Raw genomic sequence first — 20,449 nt, forward strand, 5'->3', positions numbered from 1 at the left:
TTAACTACACATCCCTGCGAGTCCTATTCCACGTCGAATAGTGGAAATCTCCCTATCACGCGTGGTATCCAGCAAGTGGCACGAATGTTTAACCCGAAGCGTCAAAAATGTGACCCCCGTCTCACTTTTGGCGAGGTTGTTGAATTGAGAGGAGAACTGGCAAGAGTAGAGAGGAAGGGAAGCGGGCGGTCCCGTCAGGGGACCACCACTCAGGTCTGCCGGCCCGCCCTGGCAGGCGGTTATTGGAGCCTAGGGAAAGATGATTTCGCGGGGCTCTGCACCGCTGAACAGCGAGGGATACTTCCTCTTCGCCAGGGCAATCATCTGGTCACGGTATTCATCGGTGAGGCCGACACCCTTGTCCGAGGTAACCACGGTCCCGTAATAGAACACTCCCTCATTATCGAAGCGCATCAACCTGGGATCCTTGACATCGAGATAGGGGAACCTGGCCTGCACAGCATTGGAACCGGGCAGGGTTTCAAATTGTATATATTCGATGGCCAGGCTTTCACCTGCGGGAAACGCAAGCGCATAGACGTCGACTATTTCCGACGAGTGATTGCGGGGATGCACGACCAGGGAATAGCGCTTGCCGTCGGCATTCTTGCCCTTGACGACATTGAGGTCATAACTGCCGACAACCCCGAGCAACATGACCGCTTCGTCCTGGTAAAAGCGGAAGTCCGGGTTGCGTGAATAGTAATAGCCATCATTGACACATCCGGAACAAAGCAAAACAAGCAGTAAAACAATTACACCTTTAATCCTCATAATCCCCCCAAAAAGCAACATGAATTGATAGTGAACCCAGGGTGCGAAAGTGGACATCGAATCATCCACCTCGCCCTGTCTTTTGATGGCTGCCGCAGGATATGGCTCAACCAGCCGCACCAATGCAACGATATAAAAAAACCCCGCAGCGAGTGCGGGGTTATCCCATCCTGGTCAGCTCTTCCCGGAAACCGGGAAGGCTTTAGATATCCTCTACGTTCAGCTTGTCCGCGTCAGTTGTCTTGTCCCCGGACTCCTTTGCCGCCTTGATATCCCTTCGCAGCATTGCGACAGCCTGGCGAAACTGCTTGTCATTCTCAGCCTCGGGATTGTTCTCGGACAGCACACCCAACAGGTTACGAGCCACTAAAAACTTACCCTGCTTGGCATAACACCGGGATGCAACCACCATGGCTTGCGTATTACCGTAGGTAGCCTTATCGAGCGACGCAGCCTGCTCTATCGCGACAATTGCCTCACCACAGTTGTCGACGATATACAGAGCCTTGGCCAACTCAATATACGCCTTGGGAGTCGGCTTCAACTTGATGGAGCTGATAAAACTCCGTACCGCTTCATCGAACTCGCTTTCAGTCACCAGCATTTCGCCCAGGAACAGGTGCGCCCTGAAGTTATCCGGCTCCTCCTGGAGATACGCCCTGACCTTTGCGATTGCGGTATCAGTCTTGCCGATCATCGTATGCGCTTTCGCATCCAGAACAACAAACTCATATCGGTATTTACCGGTGTCTTCAACAGCGGCGACCAGTTCGATCGCCTTGTTGAAATCGCGGTTCTTGGCGTAAAACTGGGCTTTGATCAGCTCATAGTATGCATCACCTGAACACTGCTTTTCCTTCTCCAGCAACATGTTCAGTTTTTCACCATCCGTGGCATCCCGGTGCAGCACCGAGTCAACGACTTCCCGACAATTGTCAGCATAGACATGTTGCATAAATAACAACCCGAACAAAAAAGCTAGAAATTTCATAGTGTTAACCGCTCTCAACCCGTTACGACCGGCTTAATCATCCCACCAATCGAAATCAAAGTATTCAGAGACCTCATCAATGCCGTCTGACACTGTGTTAATACCGGTGTCGATAGCCGATTCAATCGCGGGAATTGCGCTGTCGATTGTTTCGGTTAGCTTATCATAGTCAAACTGTACTCCTACAGTGGTTTTTAGCTTGCCGCCTATCAGCGCAGAGACACCGCCACCAAGGGTCGCAGAGAAGCCGGGCTTGGTTTCATAAGTCTTGAAACCGGCTTCGCCGGAAACCCCGATAGCCCCGACATTGAAGTCACCTTCCGTTTTTACCGATACGGTAATGCCCCACATGGATTCATATTTCACTTCGCCCTGGCCCTGGAACTTCAGGGCAACTGCCTCCAGGGAACCCTGTGCATTTACATCCACCTTGGGAACAATGCCGCTACCGCGGGAGAATACCGCTTTCAACTGGCCGTCCGCCTGGGCGACAGATCCAATCGACCCGCTTCCCGCAAATGTGGTGTTGCCGTATTCGCTCGGCAAAACGTAGTCTCCCTTCGCATCCAGATATGACAACTCTGCAGTCGCGTGAGCTGACAACTCACCCTGGAAACCACTCTTGTTGAGTTCGAACTTATACCCGGCATTAGTAGACCCTTCCAGGCCAACACCAATCCTTACAAAGTCCTCGCTGTCGCCCCAGGTCTCGCTGACGAAATCAATACGTCCGGAAAGATCCTCGTCAAAGAGCTTGTCTTCGGCAAAGACTACGGAAAAATCGGTTTCGTTTTCAAAGCGCTTCTCGCGGGCGTAGTCCTCCATGCTTTCCCGGTCATCCCAGGGGTTAGTGGCAAACCGACCGGTTTCCACATCGCGGTAGCGTCCGTTTTCGTCATAGACACGCCGGTTATTGATTCCCTTGACGCTTTTGGCAAGGACAGCGATATCCTCAACGGCATCGTCGGTGTCAACGTCGTCGGAGCCAGCGATCGGCTCAAAGGTCTCAGTGACGTTTTCTACGCCCTCCCAGGTATCCAGGAATCGTGCGTTATTGCCATTGAAGGCGATCTGGAGATCCTGGGCCCGGCGCACCAGGTCACCCTCCACGGTGTAGAGCCCGCCAGCGACCATCTCTGTACGGGATAGTTGGCCAACGGTTTCCTCTGTCTGGGTGTTGTTGACGTCCAGGTTGAACTCCAGGCCAGCATTCCGGAAATTCGCCTGCGCCGCCTCAATTGCCTCCAGGTTCAGTGTGCCATCCCGGTTGACCAGTGCTTGTGGATCCCCATTGGCGATTTTCTCCAGCTCGGTGACAGCAACATCACCTCCATAGGTCTTCAATGCAGCAGCGGTAATCTCCTCGGAGCCCGAAGGCAGGATTACTTCTGTACCCACCTGGATACCACGGGTATTGATACCCTGTAGCTCCGGGTTGATGCTGACCATCTGCTGGACATACAGCTGGACATCACGCTCGGAAGCCTCCGGGCCTAGCACCTGCCGGGCAACCGCGCTCGGGTTGTCACCTGACTGGAAGGTATAGGTCTCCGGCCCTGCCTGCTCCTCCAGTGGCAGCGGCTCGAGTGGAGTCAGGGTCTCGAGCGGGTTCTCCAGCTTGGGAGCCTCGAGTACCGGCACCATCATCGGGCGGCCTACTGCCACTGCGCCAGAGGCAGCGGCTGTATTCCTGGCCTGCTCCTCGAAATATTCGGCAAGCCCGCTGCTGGCACGCTTCTGCTGTGTAGTGGCCCAGCGCTGAAGGCCGCTCTTGCTGGCAATCACGTTGCCGATCGACTTGCCGATTTCGTTGCCAATGGCATTCTGCAGGTACGATGTACCGGCATTCCGGTCGACGAGGCTCATAGCGCCGCCAATCAGCAGGTCTGCGCCCAGGTTACTCCCGGCAATTTCGAACTTATCCGTCTTGCCTACCGCTGCACCGATCGTGCTGCCAACCGCGTTGACCCAGTCACCAGTAGTTACCTCGCCCTCACGGATATAGGTTTCGGCCACATCCAGCCACGGCGTAATCATCTGCACCGTGCTGGAGCTTAGGCCACCAATGCCCTGGATCGCCACGCTGCCATCCTGGCTGGTTGTGGGTGTCAGGGCGGCGGCAGCCAGGCTGGACCAGCTGGTGATCTTGCCGCTGGTGATCAGCTGCTTGGAGGCCGCACCCGCGACCTTCAGGGCAGCAGCAGCGGTTTTGGCGTACTTCAGGGTTTTTGCGCTGACATCCGCAGCCTTGACGGCGGCGCCAAGCCCCTGGGCGGCACCACTGAAGGCACCGGCCACTGCGCCGGCAGCCACTTCTTTCCAGTTGAAGCTCTCCTGGTAGCCAAGGGCGATAAACAGCCCCTGCTGCACAATGGCGGCCGCCGCACCCACCACCGCGCCTGCCACGGCGAAGGCGGCCAGCGAGGCCGCGGTACCGCTCAGACCCAGGAAGGTACCGGCCGCTCCCAGCAGCGCACCGGCCAGGCCGGCGGTCACGATGGTGGCCACTACCGCAATGACCACCACAATGATGATCATCAGGATGTTGCCGCAATCGTCGTCGTCCTGCGGGGTTTTCAGGTTCGGCAGCGTGGAGCCGATAATGTCATTTTCGTTGTAGACCTTGTGGGTATCCGCATCGATACGGCCGGTCTCAACGCTATTGGGCACGGTGATACGGACACCGCCCTTGATCGGCTGGCTGGGATCCAGGCCGTTGGCCTGTGCCAGCACAAACCACAGGCTGGGGTTGCCGTAAACGCGGGCAGCGATGGACTGCAGGCTGTCACCCTCAACCGCAGTGACAGTGGTGACGGAGCCGGACGGGTAATCCTCACCGATGTTCTGCATCAGGTTGTAGTCACCGGTATCCAGCTGCTCTTCCACATCACCGTTGGCCCAGGTTTTCTTCTCGCCCACGGCGTGGCCGTTGGCATACTGGAACTCGGTCTCGCTGATGTCGTTATCGGTACCCTCGTCGTGGTAGCGGTACAGGATCTGGCCGTCGTTGTTGTAAACAAAGGTCAGGTATTCCCTGCGGTCCTGGTTGTCGCCTTCCCCCTTGTCCAGGCGCGTCAGCTGGTCGTTGGCATTGTAGGTATAGCGGCTGGTGCCATTGGCATCACCCTTGCCCACGATTTTCTGCTCACGGCCATCGGCGTGGTAGTAGTAGGTATAGGTATAAGTGGCGTCCTCGGTGACGAGCTTGGTTTTCAGCAGGCGACCGGAGTCGTCATAGGTGCTGTAGGTCTTCTGGTCATCACTGTCGCTGTAAGTCGAGATTCCATTGGCGCTGTATGTTGTATAGCTGTAGGTCTCGCGGCTGCCGTCCTTGAAGGTTTCGTAACGCCTTACATTACCATCGGCGTCGTATTGCCAGGTGCTATACCAGTTACCGGCATCCTCGCCGTCCTGGTCGGTCCACTCCGCCCGGGTCACCCAGCCGCTCTGGTTGTACTGGTAGGAGACGACGGCGTCGCCCTTGTTCCAGGTGGCCCGCTGCCCCAGGCCGTCATAGCCAAACTGGCTGATTACCTTGTTCTCAATCCCGTCACGCATTTCAGTAACGCGATTGGCACCGTCATATTCATACCAGTGATCAACCGCCTCACCGGTGTAACTCGCATCGGTAAAGACATGTTTCTGGTTGCCCGCAGCATCCCACAGGTAGTTGAGGTGCTGGCCGGTGACACTGTCATGCCAGCGGACCATCTGCCCCGACTCATCGTAGCCATAGGTGATATTGCGGTTGTGGTCGCCGGCCCCGGTAATGACCTCGGACATCCGGTTGCCCATCAGGTCGTACTGGTAAAAAGTGGAAATGCCGGTTTTTATGTCCTCGACAGATTCGAGATTCCCCGATGTGTCGTAGGTCTTGCGGATGTCCGGCCCACCTGTACCGGTGCTGCTCGCCCCGACCAGTTCCAGCGTGCGGAATATCTGTGAGAAGTTGTAATAGAAATTGTCGTCCAGCGGATCGAAACCGAAGTTCCACAGGCCGGTATTGATCGCACTGTTGGAGACCGGCCGGAACTCACGGATCATGTTGCCAAAGTCGTCATACTCATAGGCGGTCTTGCGACCACCCTGGTCGACCGTCGCCACCTTGCGACTGAAGGCGCCATACTCATGGCTGGTTACCCGGCCGGCGGCGTCTTTTTCGGCAACCAGGTTGCCGTAGGCATCGTACTGGCGGGTCTCGGTAACGGTGTTGCCGTTCACGCCCTCATAAGAGGTGGACACAACCCGGTTGAGGCCATCGTACTCCTGGTATGTCCAGTCGCCGGCAATATCACGGCTACCGGTACGGTTGTCGCGATTGTCGTACTCGAACTCCAGGCTGCGGTTACCGGCATCGGTTTGCCGGGTCAGGCGATCGCGATGATCGTACTCAAAGCTGGTGGTGCGCTGCCCGAGGTTACCGACCGTATCGATGAGGGACATGGACAGGCGACGCCCGAAGACATCGTAAGTGTAACGCTTGAGTTCGCCCTCGCCGTTGATCTCCTCCACCAGGCGACCGGCGTCGTCGTAACGCATGCTGGTCTCATTGCCCAGCTGGTCGATGGTCCGGGTCTCGTTGCCCAGGCGATCATAGAAATGCTGTGTCACACCGCTGTATTGCCCGGTGCGGTTGTCATCCTCCCAGGTCATCATGCCCAGCGCATTGAACTCACGTGTGGTGGTATAGCCACGGGCATCGGTCACAGAGACCTGTTTGTCCTGTACATCGTAGCCATACTGGGTGAATGCACGCTGTGAGGAAGCCTGGCCAAATACTTCGGTGGCCACGCCGTACTCGGCCACCATGCGGTTGCGGCCGTCGAACACCGCGTAGCTGTCACGTCCGGTGGCGGTGCCGCTTTCGCCGGTAATCTCCGTAACGACGCGGTTGCCGTTTGCATCGACACCGTATTCCCGCCAGACGCCATCGCCCTCGTTGCTGGCAACCAGCTGGTCCAGCGCGTTGTAAACATACTGCGTGTAGTAACCCGCTGACTTGCCATCGACCGCACGGCCGCCCTGCCCGAGGCCACTGTCCTCCACTGCCAGGCTGACAAAATTCCGCTCGTCATTGCTGGGACCGGAATACAGGCCGGTTGCAAACGAGATGTGGCCGGCCGCCGTTACCTCCAGGTTGCCGCCGGTCTCGCTGCCCAGCACAGTGAGACTGCTGCCCTGGTAGTTCTGGCTGGTGCCGCTGGTGACCTGGTCACTGTCCAGCCGCAGCCACTGCACGATCACCTCGTTGCCATCGGCATCGGTATAGCTGAGCTTGACGTCGTAAGCACCCTCCTGCAGCTGTGCCAGGGTGGCCGAGTGGCTGGTGCCGTCGAACGCCATCACGGTGCTGTCTGTGAAGTCCAGGCCACTGCCCGCCGCGCGCCAGGACAGGGTCAGGTCGCCATTGATATTGGCCACCTCCGCCGGGTCCAGGGTCAGGCTGAAGTCCTGGTCGTAGCCCAGTACGTTGGTGACAGGGGGATTCTCCGGGTTATCGGGATCCTCCACGTCTTCAGTGATTTCGGTACTGGTGATATCCAGGCTGTGGCCCGTGCCCACCTGCTCGCCATAGAAAGCGTTATAGCTGTGCGTACCGGCCGCTAACTCAGCCGATACCACCAGCTGGCCGTCGGCATCCCGGGTGCTCTCCACCCACTGGCCGTCGATCAGGACCAGCTGGGAACGTGCGCCTTCGGCGCCGACGTCGGCAGCCTGCCAGCTCAGTCCCTGGCGTGAGCCAGACAATGGCTCGGCGCCACCAACCTCGACGGTGAACTGGTCCAGCAGGAGCTCCTGGGCACCGAACAGGGTGGCATCGGCGTAGGCCCCCTCGAGCGTGATCTGGTAACTGCCGGCAGCCAGCGGGCTGCTGCTGGTGCCAAGATCCAGGGCATAGCTCCAGGTGCCGTCGCCGTTATCGACACCCTCAACCGCGGCTGTACCAGTCGTGCCATCGGGGCCGGTCCAGCTCGCCACCACGGTGGAGAACTGGCTCGCGACTTCCGCCGGCACCCTGCTGTCGAGGTTGATGATGTAGTTGGTATTCTCGCCGCTGACGACAGAAGTCTGTGACAGCCCGGTGTTCACCCCGACATGCTGGGAGTCGGCGACAAAAGTTTTTTCACCACTCTGGAAACTGCTGCCACTAGCGTCTTCCCAACCGATACGGTAAGAAAGCTCGGCAAGGTTGGTGACATTGTCCAGGGTAACGCTGAAACTGCCATCGGCGTTTTCAGTCATGGCCACCTGGTTGGCGGTGCTGCCCGCGGCACCGTAATTCAGCACCAGGTTGCTGGCGGTACTGCCGGGCTGCACAGTGATCGTGACGCTGTCACTGTCAACGCGCTCTACCTCGATATCGCCCAACAGTGGCGGTACCTGCAGTACTTTTTCCTCGGACCAGGCCAGGTTGCCGGCGCGGTCGGCGGTGACCACACGGAAATAGAGTGCCTCGCCCTCGCCGAACTCCTCGCTGGGAATATAGACCTCGCCGGTCTCCGAGAACCAGGTGCCCAGTTCCGCACTACGCGAGCTGTAAGACTCCGGCTGTTCCTGGCTGCTGGAACCCCAGACTACCCAGCTCTTCTGGTCGACGCCCTGGGGCATATCCCACTGCACCACCAGCATGTCGCCGAACTCGGCGGTAATGTTTTCCACCTGCTGGACATTGTTCTCGATTTCACCGGTGTACATCTCCACCTGGTTACCCGCAGCGTCGTAACGGATACTGGAGCCGGTACCGTCCGGGGAGATGTTCTTGGTGATGCGGCCAGCGGCGTCGTAGGCCATCTCGGTGACGAACCCGTCCCCGTCCTGCGCCCAGGTCTGCTCGCCGCGAGCGTTGTAGCGGATTGTCTTGGTGATGTCGTCGGCGTCGTTGGCCGCGTCCATCAGGTCGGTCTCCGACGTCTGGCGGTTGCCGGCGTCGTAGCCCATGGTCGTGGCCTGGTCGTTGGTGTGGCTTGCCACCAGCGTTGCGAACGCGGTGTCGCCACTCAGGCTCGCCAGGTTCACGCCCGCAGCCACGGCGTTGTAGTAACGCTTGCGCTCGGTCAGGTTGCCGTTTTCATCGTAGCTGTAGGTGTGCAGTACCCGGTCGCTGTTGATCACCGCCACCTTGCGGTCGGCGGCATCGTAGTAGCTGTACTCGGTGGCTTCCTGGCTGGTGCCGGCCGCCACGGTGCGGCTGGTCTGGTTGCCCTTGCCGTCGTAGGTGTACAGGGTGAGCACGCGCTCCCGGGTCTGTACGCCGTCGTTGTCGAGTACGTCCACCAGCGGTGAGCGTTCCTCGATCACGCGGTTGGCCGCGTCGTAGGTCTTGTTGACGGTGTACACCTCACCGGCCGGCGCCGCCGGGCGGGTGGCTGAGGTGATGCCGGTGGTATCCAGCGGCTGGGTGTAGACGCGCTGCTCCAGCACATTGTCCTGGGCGTCGTAGTCCCACTCCACCAGGTAGCCTTCCGGGTCCACCTGCGCCAGCAGGCGGTCTTTGTCGTCGTACCAGGCGTAGGTGGTGTTGCCGTTCTTGTCGGTGACTTCGATGGCGTTGCCGAAGTCGTCGTAGACGGTGGTTGCCTCCGGGCGCACCTCTCCTGTGGTGGCCACCGGCTCGCCGGTGCTGGTGTCCACGGAGGTCACTGTCACCTGCGGGTACACGGTGCGGGTGAGGCGCCCCATGCGGTCGTAGGACATGTCGGTGGTGCGGGTGTCGCCCAGCCCGGTCGGGCGCACGCTCGGGTCAGTGTGCGCGGCGGATGCCAGGCGGGTCATGTACAGGGTCTCGCTGGCCTTCTCGCCAAAGGCGTTGTAGCTCCACTCGGTCAGCACGTTGTCCGCGCTCAGCTCGGCCACCTGGCGGCCGTTGGCGTCGAAGTAACGGGTGGTGGTGTAGCCGGCGGCATCGACGGTCTGCACTTCGTTGCCGAAGGCGTCGTAGCTGCGGGTGATCTCCAGGCGCTGGGTCACCGGGTTTTCCATGCCCAGGGTGTATACCTGCACGGTGGCGCCCAGCTCGCGGGTGACGCGGTTGTTGTCGTCGTACTCGTACTCGGTCACCACGTTGCGCGGGTCTTCCATCGTCTTGATGTTGCCCACCCGGTCGTAGGTGTACTCGGTCGCCTCGCCCAGGTCGTTGGTCTCGGACAGGATGCGGTTGGCCAGGTCGTAGGCGTAATGCACGCTGTTACCGTTGGCATCGGTCTGGGTGATGATGTTGCCCGCCTTGTCGTAGGCGGTGGACTGCACCAGGTTGAGGCCCTGCGGGTCGAACACCTGCTGCACCTGGCGGTTGTTGAGGTCGTAGGCGTAGACGGTCTCGCGCACCGCGTTGGGGTCGGTGGCGGAGACGATCTTCTCGCCGGTTTTGTTGTTGGCCGCATCCCAGCTGAAGTGGGTGACGGTACCGTCCACGTCGGTGAAGGTCTCGATGCGGTTGTTGAGGTCGTAGGTGTAGCTGCGGGTGCGCGGGTCGCTGGTGTTGGCGTACAGCGTTTCCTGCAGCAGGTTGCCGGCGGCGTCGTAGCGGTTCTGGGTGACGCTGCCGTCGGCCTCGGTGACGCTGACCGCACGGCTGGTGCGGTCGTAGTCGGTCAGGGTGACGCGGTCGTCGCTGCTGGCGGTGCCCACCGGTGCGGTGAAGTCGTCCACCGGGCCGGTGTAGCGGTTTGCGTACAGGCGCGCTTCCACCTGGTTGCCGACGCTGTCGTAGGCAAAGGTGTTGAGGGTGCCTTCCGGGTCGAGGATCGCGCTCAGGCGGTTGGCGCCGTCGAAGTAGTAGCGGGCCACGCGGCCGAGGGCGTCGATGGTCTGGGTGCGGTTGCCCAGCGCGTCGTAGCGGTACTCGGTGCGGTTCTGCTCGCCGTCGATGTCGGCGGTCTTGCGGTTGTTGAGGTCGTACTCCATCCACACGCTGCGCTGCTCGGCGGTGCCGGCGGCGTAGCGGATCTCCACCTGGTTGCCCATGGCATCGAGGTGGTACTCGGTACGGGTATCGTAGTCGTCGATCATGGCCGTCATGCGGCCGTTGGCGTCGTACTCGTACCCGGTCTCGGTCCACACCTCGACGCCGCCGATGCTGCTCTGCAGCACGCGCTCGAGCTGCTTGTTACCGGCCTCGTCGTAGACGTTCTCGGTCACGCCGCCCGCGGGGTTCTCCACCCGCACCTGGCGGTTGGCCTTGTCGTAGAAGTACTCGGTGGTGCGCGGCGCGGTGCCGTCGAGGCTGTTGGCGGCCTCGGTCATGCTGGTGCGGTTGCCCACCGCGTCGTAGGCATAGGCGGTGACATTGCCCTCGCCGTCGGTCATGGTCAGCATGCGGTCGGCGGCATCGTAGGTGAAGCCGTTGGTCTGCACGTGGGCACGGGCGGCCTTGTCCGCGTCGTACCCCGCCGCGGCCGGGTCCACCAGGTACTGGCCGACGGTGACCAGGGTCTGGTTGCCGAAGGCGTCGTAGTCGATGCTGGTGGTGAAGCCCTCGCCATCGGTGATGGCCACCTGGCGGTCCAGCAGGTCGTAGGCGTAGGTGGTGGTGCGCGCGTCGCTGCCATCGGCGAAGCTCTGCGTGGCGGTGAGGATATTACCGCGCTGGTCGTAGGTGTTGACGGTCAGCGTGCCCGCCGGGGACAGGCTGGTGAGCATGCGGCCCAGCTTGTCGAAGGTGTTGAGCTGCTCGCCGCCGTTGGCGTCGATGATGCGGGTCTGGTTGCCCAGCACATCGTACTCGTACTGGGTGACGCCACCCATCGGGTCCTGCACCTGGGTGATGCGGTTGTCCAGGTCGTAGTCGTAATAGGTGTGGCGCTCCAGGCCCGCGACACCCACGGCCTGGATGGTCTCGCGCTTGTTGCCGGCGCCGTCGAGGACATACTCCACGCGCATGCCTTCGCCGTCGACCAGGGCCACCTGGCGGTTGTCCAGGTCGTACTCGTAGCTGGTGGACTGCTGTTCCGGCAGGCCCGGCGCGACGATCACACCGGTGCGGTTGCCGGCACCGTCGTAGGTGAACTCGGTGCGCTCGCCCTCGCCGTTGACCTGGGCGGTCTGGCGGTTGTTGCGGTCGTACTCGAAGGACTCGGTGCGCGCCTCGGCCAGCCCCACGGCCAGCGTCTGGCTGCTGAGATTACCGTTGCCGTCGTAGGCGAAGGTGCTGGCCACCCCGAGCGGATCGACCGTCTGGGTGATGCGGTTGTTCTTGTCGTAGCTGTTATAGGTCACGCGCACATCAGCAGTGCCGAAGGCCTCATGCGCCTCGACGATATTGCCATTGGCATCCAGCTCGTAGTGGGTCACCACGCCCTCGGCGTCGGTGATGTCCGTTACCCGGTTGGCCTGGTCGTAGGTGTACAGGGTGCTGCGCTCGTCCGCCGTGCCCTGTGCCTCGATCACCGCCGTGCGGTTGCCGCGCTCGTCGTATGTGTACGCGGTCACCACGTCCAGCGCGCTGGTCTCGCTCACGACCTGGTTGATCGCGTCGTAGTCGTAACTGGTGGTGCGGCCGGTGTCGCCGGCTTGCGCCTGCGGCACGCCATCGATCACGCTGGCGCGCTCGTTGTACAGGGTCACGCTCTTCACGTTGCCGACGTCGTCGTACACCGTTTCGGTCAGGTAGCCCTCGGCGCTCAGCTGCGCCACCTCGCGGTTGACGCTGTCGAAGAAGAAGCGTGTCTCGGCGATGTCGGTGCCGGCCAGGTCGCGGTGCTGGCGCACGCTGGTGCGGTTGCCCACTTCGTCGTAGCTGTATTCGGTGCGGAAGCCCTCGCCGCTGATGCGCGCGGTCAGGCGGTCGGCCCTGTCGTACTCGAACGTCACGACCTGGTCGTCCGGGCCGGCCACCGGGGTCGGCAGTGCCGACGGGTCGACGCTGCCCAGCGCGGTCATGTAGCGGGTTTCGGTCTGCAGGTTGCCGGCGTCGTCGTAACTCCGCTGCACCATGAAGCCTTCGGCATCCACGCTCGCCACCTGGCGGTTGGCGCGGTCGAAGTAGTTGGTGGTGACGTTGCCGCGGGCATCGATCATTTCCACCTGGTTGTCGGCCGCATCGTAGCGGTACTCGACCGTATGCAGCTCCGGGTCGGTGACGTGGGTCAGGCGGTTGTTCTTGTCGAAGGTGTAGCTGGTGGTATTGCCGCGCGCGTCGGTCATGGCAACGCGGTTGCCATTGGCGTCGTAGTCGTAGGACACCGTCTGGTTCAGCGCGTTGGTTTCGCTGCGCAGCTGGTTGTTGTCGTCGTAGGTGTAGCTGGTGGTCACCGCGTCGGCGGTGTTGGCCGCGACGGTCATGCTGGTGCGGTTGCCTACCTCGTCGTAGGCATAGGTGGTCTCCACCAGGTCGGCGGCGGTCTCCTTCACCACGCGGTTGAGTACATCGTACTCCCAGGTGGTCTCGCGCAGCAGCGCGTCGGTCTCGGAGATACGGTTGCCCACGGCGTCGTAGCCGTAGCGGGTGGTTTCGTTTTCCGCATTGGTGACGGTGACCAGGCGATTGACCTGGTCGTAGCCGTAGCTGGTGGTGTGACCATTGCCGTCGGTCATGGCGAGGCGGTTGCCCACCTCGTCATAGGTGTAGCTGGTGGTCTCGCCTTCGGCGTTGGTGCTGGTCAGCAGGCGGTTGGCCGCGTCGTAGGTGTTGACGGTGGTGTTGCCATTGCCGTCGGTGACGGTCAGCTGGTTGCCGACACCGTCATAGGTATATTCGGTGCGGTCGCCCTCGCCGTTGACCTGCGCCGCGAGGCGGTTGGCGCGGTCGAACTCGTAGACCACCGCCTGGTCGTCGGCGCCGGCCACCGGCGACGGCGGCACGGCCGGGTCGGCACCGGTAACCGGTGCCATAAACAGGGTCTGCCCGACCCGGTTGCCGGCGGCGTCGTAGGTCCAGGTGGTGACATAGCCCTCGGCATCCACCTGGGCGGTCTGCTGGTTGGTCTTGTCGAAGTAGCTCACCACGGTGTTGCCGCGCGGATCGGTGACGGACACGCGGTTGCCGTTGGCGTCGTAGCCGTAGCTGGTGGTCTGCTGCAGCGCGTCGGTGCTGCTCACCAGGCGGTTGTTCAGGTCGTAGCTGTAGGCGGTGGTCTGGGCCAGCGCGGTGTTGGCCGCGACGGTCATGCTGGTGCGGTTGCCCAGCTCGTCGTAGGCGTAGGTGGTCTCCACCAGGTCCGCATTGATCTCTTTGGTTACCCGGTTGTTGAGGTCGTATTCCCAGCGGGTCTCACGGCCCAGCGCGTCGGTGCTGGAGATGCGGTTGCCCACCGCGTCGTAGTCGTAACGGGTGGTCTCGTTCTCGGCGTTGGTCTCGGCCACCAGCTGGTTGAGCAGGTCGTACTCGTAGGTGGTGGCGTGGTTGTTGCCGTCCACCATGGTCACGCGGTTGCCCACGTCGTCGTAGCTATAGGCGGTGGTCTCGCCTTCCGCGTTGGTGCTGGTCAGCAGGCGGTCGACCATGTCGTAGGTGTTGACGGTGGTGTTGCCGTTGCCGTCGGTGACGGTCAGCTGGTTGCCCACTTCGTCATAGGTGTAGCTGGTGGTGCTGCCCTCGCCATCGGTGCGCGCGGTCAGGCGGTCGACCATGTCGTACTCGAAGGTGACGGTCTGGTCCTGTGCCGGGTCCGCCACCGGGGTGGGGACCACGGACGGATCGACGCTGGAGACCGGCTGGGCGTACAGGGTCTGGCTGGTGACATTGCCGACGCCGTCGAAGCTGCGCTCGGTCAGGTAGCCTTCCGCATCCACGGTGGCCACGCCGCGGTTGGCGCGGTCGAAGTAGTTGGTGGTGACGTTGCCGCGGGCATCGATCACTGCCACGCGGTTGTCGGCGGCATCGTAGCGGTACTCGGTGACACCGCCCTCCGGGTCCTGGACGTGGGTGGCGCGGTTGTTCTTGTCGAAGGTGGTGAAGCTCACGCGCGCTTCGGCGGTACCGTAGGCGCGGTGCTCTTCCACCGCATTGCCGTTGGCATCGAGCACATAGTGGGTCACCACGCCCTCAGCGTCGGTCATGTCGGTGACGCGGTTGTTGCCGTCGTAGGCGTAGAGGGTGGTGGCCGCCTGGGCGGTGTTGGCCGCGGCGGTCATGCTGGTGCGGTTGCCGGCCTCGTCGTAGGCGTAGGTGGTCTCCACCAGGTCGGCGTTGACCTGCTTGACCATGCGGTTGTTGAGGTCGTAGACGTAAACGGTCTCGCGGCCCAGCGCGTCGGTCATGCCGATGCGGTTGCCCACCGCATCGTAGGCGTAGGTGGTGGTCTCGTTCTCCGCGTTGGTCTCGGTCACCACGCGGTTGAGGCCGTCGTAGGTGTAGCTGGTGATATGGCCGTTGCCATCCACCATGCTCACCCGGTTGCCCACGTCGTCGTAGGTGTAGACGGTGGTCTCGTCCTCGGCGTTGGTGACGGTCACCAGGCGGTTGACCATGTCGTAGGTGTTGACGGTGGTGTTGCCATTGCCGTCGGTGACGGTCAGCTGGTTGCCGACGCCGTCGTAGCTGTAGGTGGTGGTGTTGCCCTCGCCGTCGACGCGGGCGGTCAGGCGGTTGACCTGGTCGTAGTCGAAGGTAACGGTCTGGTCGTCCGCGCCAGCGACCACGGTGGGCTCGGTGCCCGGGGTCACGGCACCGACCGGGGTCATGTGCAGGGTCTGGCTGGCGACGTTGCCGTTGTTGTCATACACCCGGCTGGTGGCATAGCCCTCGGCGTCCACTTCCAGCACCACTTCGTTGTTGGCATTGAAGTAGCTGGTGGTGGCGTTGCCGCGCGGGTCGATCACCTGAGTGCGGTTGCCGTTGCCGTCGTAGCTGTAGTGGGTGATACCACCTTCCGGGTCCTGGATATCGGTGACCCGGTTGTTCCTGTCGTAGGTGTAGACGGTGGCGTTGCCGTTCTCGTCGATGACGGTGGTGCGGTTGTCGTTGGGGTCGTAGCTGTACCGCCGCTCGCCGCCCATGGCATCCACTTCGCGCACCAGGCGATCGTCCAGGTCGTACTCGAACACGGTGGTGGCCGCCTGGGCGGTGTTGGCCGCGGCGGTGATGCTGGTGCGGTTGTCCACCGCATCGTAGGTGTAGGTGGTCTGCACGCCGTGGGCGTCGGTCTGGGTGGTGACGCGGTTGACGGCGTCGTAGGCCCAGCTGGTGACGCGGCCCAGCGCGTCGGTGGTGGTCAGGCGGTTGCCCACCGCGTCGTAGCTGTAGGTGGTGGTCTCGTTCTCGGCGTTGGTGACACTGACCAGGCGATTGAGGGCATCGAACGCGCTGGTGGTCTCGTTGCCGTTGCCGTCCACCACGCTGATGCGGTTGTAGACCCGGTCGTAGTCGTTGGTGGTGACATTGCCCTCACCGTCGGTGACCGAGCGCAGGTTGTTCTCGGCATCGTACTCGAACACGGTGAGCTGCTCGTCGGCGGTGCCGGCGGCGGTGCGCATGGCAATGCGATTGCCGCGCACGTCGTAATCGTACTGGGTGACACGGCCCTCGGCATCGGTCATGGCCACCTGGCGGTTGCCGCCGTCGTAGTCGATGCGGGTCACGCCGCCGCGGGCGTCGATGATGCCCACGCGGTTGTTGGCACCGTCGTATTCGTACTGGGTCTCGAAGCCCTCGGCATCGATCACCTTGATGACCCGGTCCAGTGCGTCGTAGACGGTCTGGGTGGGGTTGCCGCGACCGTCGGTCACTTCCACGCGGTTGCCCACCGCATCGTAACGGTAGGCCACGGTGTGCTGTTCGGGATCGGTCTGCTGTACTACCCAGTTGTTGAGGTTGTAGACGAACTGGGTCTCGCGCGCCTCCGCGGTGCCGAACGCCTCGGTGGTGCTGGTGACGTTACCGAAGTCATCGTAGTCGTTGTGGGTGACGGTGCCGATGGCGTTGGTGGTGTCGGTCAGGCGATCGAGGGCGTCGTAGGCATAGGTGGTGATATTGCCGTTCTGGTCCTTGCGCTCGACCAGGTTGCCGTTGCCGTCGTACTTGCTGGTGATGGTGCTGCCGTGGGCATCGGTGGTGGTCACCAGGCGGTTCAGCGCGTCGTAGTCGAAGGTGGTGAGACGGTCTTCGTTATCGGTGCGGGTCAGCTGGTTACCGACGCGGTCGTAGCTGTAGTGCTCGGTGTAGAGAGCCCGCAGGGCGGCCTTGTCGCTGTCGGTGAGCAGGGTGGCGTCGGCGGCGTAGCCGCGCTCCGCGCGCATCTGCTGGTAGCGCGCGTCGTTGCTCTCGGCCAGGGCGTTGCCCAGGCCATCGGTCTGCGCCACCAGCTGGTTGAACTCGTCGTAGGTGTAGGTGGTGACCTGCGCATCGTCGCGGCCGATCACAACACCGTTCGCGTCCATGTCCACACCCACTTCAACGCGGGTGCGGTTGTGGTTGGCGTCGTAGCTGTAGACGGTGTTGATGCCGTTGGCATCGGTCACCCGCACCAGCTGGTTGTCCAGGTCGTAGGCGAAGGTGGTGGCATTGCCGTCGCCGTCCACCATTTTGACTTCGTTGCCGTTGGCATCGTAGTGATGTTCGATCACGTGCCGGGTGAGTCCGCCGGTCTCCGGGTCGTACACCTCCGGGGTGGTCTCGCGGATCATGCGGTTGTTGCGGTCGAACTCGTAGCGGGTGGTGTAGGCCTCTGCATCGCCGGACTCGGGTCCGCGCGCGTCCACCTCGGCAATCACATTGCCCACCGCATCGCGATAGAAGGTGGTGGTGCCCCCCTCTGCATCGGTCTGCTCTTCGAGCTGGTCTTCCTCGTCGTAACCGAACTTCAGCACCTGGCGCTGGCTCACCGGCAGCTGCAGGCCGGCCACAACCATCACCTGGTTGTTGTTGGCGTCGTAGCTGTAGCGGGTGATATGGCCGTTGGCGTCGGTGCGCTGGGAGAGGATGCCGTCGGCGTTGTACAGCATCTCGGTGGTGGCACCGCCATGGTTGGTCATGGTGACCCGGTTGCCCTCACCGTCGTAGCCGTAGCTGGTGGTGTAGCGGGTGCTGTTGCCGTCCGCACCGGCCACCGCCGCGGTGATGGCCTCCAGCAGCTCGCGCCGGTTGTTGAACACGTAATCGGTGGTACGGCCCTCGGCATCGGTCATGCTGGTGCGGTTGCCCACCAGGTCGTACTGGTACTGGGTCACGCGGTCCTGCGCCGGGTCCACGCTGGACGGATCCATGGTCTGGATCAGGCGGTTGTTCTTGTCGAAGAAGCGGTACACCGTGTTGCCGTTGGCATCGGTGACGCTGATGCGGTTGCCCACCGCGTCGTAGGTGTTGACGGTGGTGTGGCCTTCCGGGTCGATCACCGTCAGCAGGCGGTTGTCGTTATCGTAGGTGTAAGTGGTCACTCCGCCGTTGCCGTCGATCAACCGGGTCAGGTTGCCGAAGTGGTCGTACTCGGCGAAGGTGCGGTTGCCCTCGGCATCGATGGTCTCGATGTTGTTGCCGTAGGCATCGTAGAAGTACTGGGTCACCTGCTGCTTGGCCGGGTCGGCCAGGTCGGTGGCATCCAGGAACACGATGCGGCGGGTGCGGTTGCCGTAGGCATCGTACTCGTAACGGGTCAGGTCACCGCCGGGGCTGCGCTCCTCCACCAGGTTCTGGTTGGCATCGTACTCGTAGAAGGTGGTGTACAGGTCCAGCAGCGCCTGCACATCCGCGGCAGTCAGGTCCGCCACCAGCGCCGCGTAACCCAGGTCCTGGCGCAGGGCCTGGTAGTGGGCATCGTCGGAGACCGTCAGCGCCACGCCGGTGGCGGAGGTGCGCGAGGCGATCTTGTTGAAGCTGGTGTAGGTAAAGCGGGTCTCGGAGCCGTCGTTGTCCGCCAGCGTCAGCAGGTTGCCGTTGCTGTCGTAGTTGAAGTGCGAGGTGTACAGCTCGGTCAGGGCATCCTGCTCGGCCTGGGTCAGGTTGGCCACCAGCTTGCCGTTGCCGGCCGCATCGGTATAACCCAGGTCGGCGCGCAGCTGCCGGAAGTAGGCGCTGTCGGAGTTCACCGCGCCCCAGGCGTTGCGGTCGGTCATCGACACCAGGTCGCCGTTGTCGTTGTAGGCGTAGGTGGAGTGGTAACCCTCCTGGTCCACGATCTCGGTGATATAGCCGTTGGACAGGTAGGTGTACTGCAGGCTGTGGCCCTGGCGGATGTTATCCACCTGCGCCTGGTAGCTGGTGTCGGTCGCCGCCACCGCGGCGTCGTAGGTGGCGTAGTAGCCGTTGGCCACCCGCCAGTCGACGTACTGCTGTTCGTTGGAGTAGGCGCGGGCGTTGCCGAGCGCGTCCACCACGGTGGTGGAACCGCCGTCGAAGAACTTGGAGGAGAAGGTCACGCTGGTCTCGTCGGTGGTGTTATCCACCCGGTGACCCTTGCCCTTGCTGATCTTGTCGCCCTTGGTGCTGCCCTGGCCCTCGCCATTGGTCTGGAAGGCAAAATCGTAATCGAAGGTGGTTACACCACCTTCCGCATCGGTGATGGACGTTACCGCCTGAGAGGTTGCCTTGGTATCCCCGCGCCAGTTGACGGTTTCATAGGTGATGCTGATATCGCGCTGGGCGTAGGTCTCGGCCACGCCATCGCCATCGGCGTCCTGCTCAGAGGGCAGTTCGATGCGCTCGATAAAGCCGTTGGTGGTGTAGTGGTACTTGGTGGAGTGGCCCATGCGGTCCACCACTTCCACAAGTCGGCCGCTCTCGTAGCGGTACTCCACCAGCACGCCGCCGGTCTCGTCGGTGACCTGGTAGAGCTGGCCGTTGAGGTAGGTGTAGTTGACCTCGTGGCCGGTGTCGTCGCGCACCTGCACCAGGCGATCGGACTCGTAGGTGTACTCCATGCGCACACCGTTGGTGTCCTCCCAGGCCAGCAGTTCGCCCTGCTTGGAGAAGGTCAGCCTGGTCTGGTCGGCACGGGTAAGCTCGAAGGCGGGATCGGTATCGCCGATGGCCCCCAGGTCGCGGATGGTCTCGTAGGCGCCGGCGCCGTCCACCGACACATACAGCTGGCGGGCCTCATCCCAGTAGTAATCGTACAGGCTGCCATCGCCGTAGCGGACCTCCAGGTACTGGCCACCCTGCCTGACGTCCAGGCGGATGCCGGTGGAGAAGTACCAGCGGGCGTCCTCGTGGCCGTGGGCATCGCTGGCGGCCCCGCGGGCGTTGTAGGTACGCACCAGGTTGAAGTCGTCACCCATGCTGGGCAGGTAGGCGTCCTGGTGCTGGATGAGCAGGTTGCCGTTGGAGACGTTGACGTACAGCTTCTCGTCGCCACCAACCTGGTTGTTGGCCGTGCGTTTGTTATCGTTCAGGAGTGCGTAAGAAGAATCCAGCAGGCCCAGTTCGTTACCGCCAACAAGCGTTACAGACATCGAGAAGTCCCCTAAAAAGTCCGGATAGGCGACACCCTGTCGCCCCAAAATTCGTTATCTGCTTGTCTATCCTTCGCTGGCGGGAAAAGTTTAGGGATTTCACGCGAAAAACTTGAACCAGGTCACGATTACCGAGTGAATTAGGCGCCAGAGAGGATCTGATCTAATTCTCGCCCAGGCAGGGAGCAGGGCAGGAACAAGTAAAAGGGCTAAACCTGGGAACCATGCCAAGCGGCAGGGGGTATGCCACCCTGGGAGGGGAAATGCAGAAATATGAAGGGGACTGGGAAAGAGAGGGCCGGCTGCACAACCAAACCAGGGAGCCCCCGGACTAGCAACCCCGGAGCCCCAAGTGGATTCTGG

At 62.0% G+C, this 20,449-nt stretch carries 3 protein-coding genes; all 3 read right to left on the reverse strand.

What is annotated here, in order from left to right:
• Positions 1 to 249: 249 nt before the first annotated feature.
• Entirely contained in the window at positions 250 to 774 is a 525-nt protein-coding gene (locus tag LVE68_RS07820) for a hypothetical protein (protein ID WP_233006467.1), read from the reverse strand.
• Between the two features lie 202 nt (positions 775 to 976).
• The gene (locus LVE68_RS07825) at positions 977 to 1,729 is read right to left on the reverse strand and encodes a tetratricopeptide repeat protein (protein WP_233006468.1); all 753 of its coding nucleotides are present in this window, start codon (positions 1,727 to 1,729) and stop codon (positions 977 to 979) included.
• Between the two features lie 69 nt (positions 1,730 to 1,798).
• Entirely contained in the window at positions 1,799 to 20,086 is an 18,288-nt protein-coding gene (locus LVE68_RS07830) for a DUF6531 domain-containing protein (RefSeq protein WP_233006469.1), read from the reverse strand.
• Positions 20,087 to 20,449 lie beyond the last annotated feature (363 nt).

This window comes from Microbulbifer sp. YPW16 (genome assembly GCF_021290385.1).
Taxonomy (GTDB): domain Bacteria; phylum Pseudomonadota; class Gammaproteobacteria; order Pseudomonadales; family Cellvibrionaceae; genus Microbulbifer; species Microbulbifer zhoushanensis.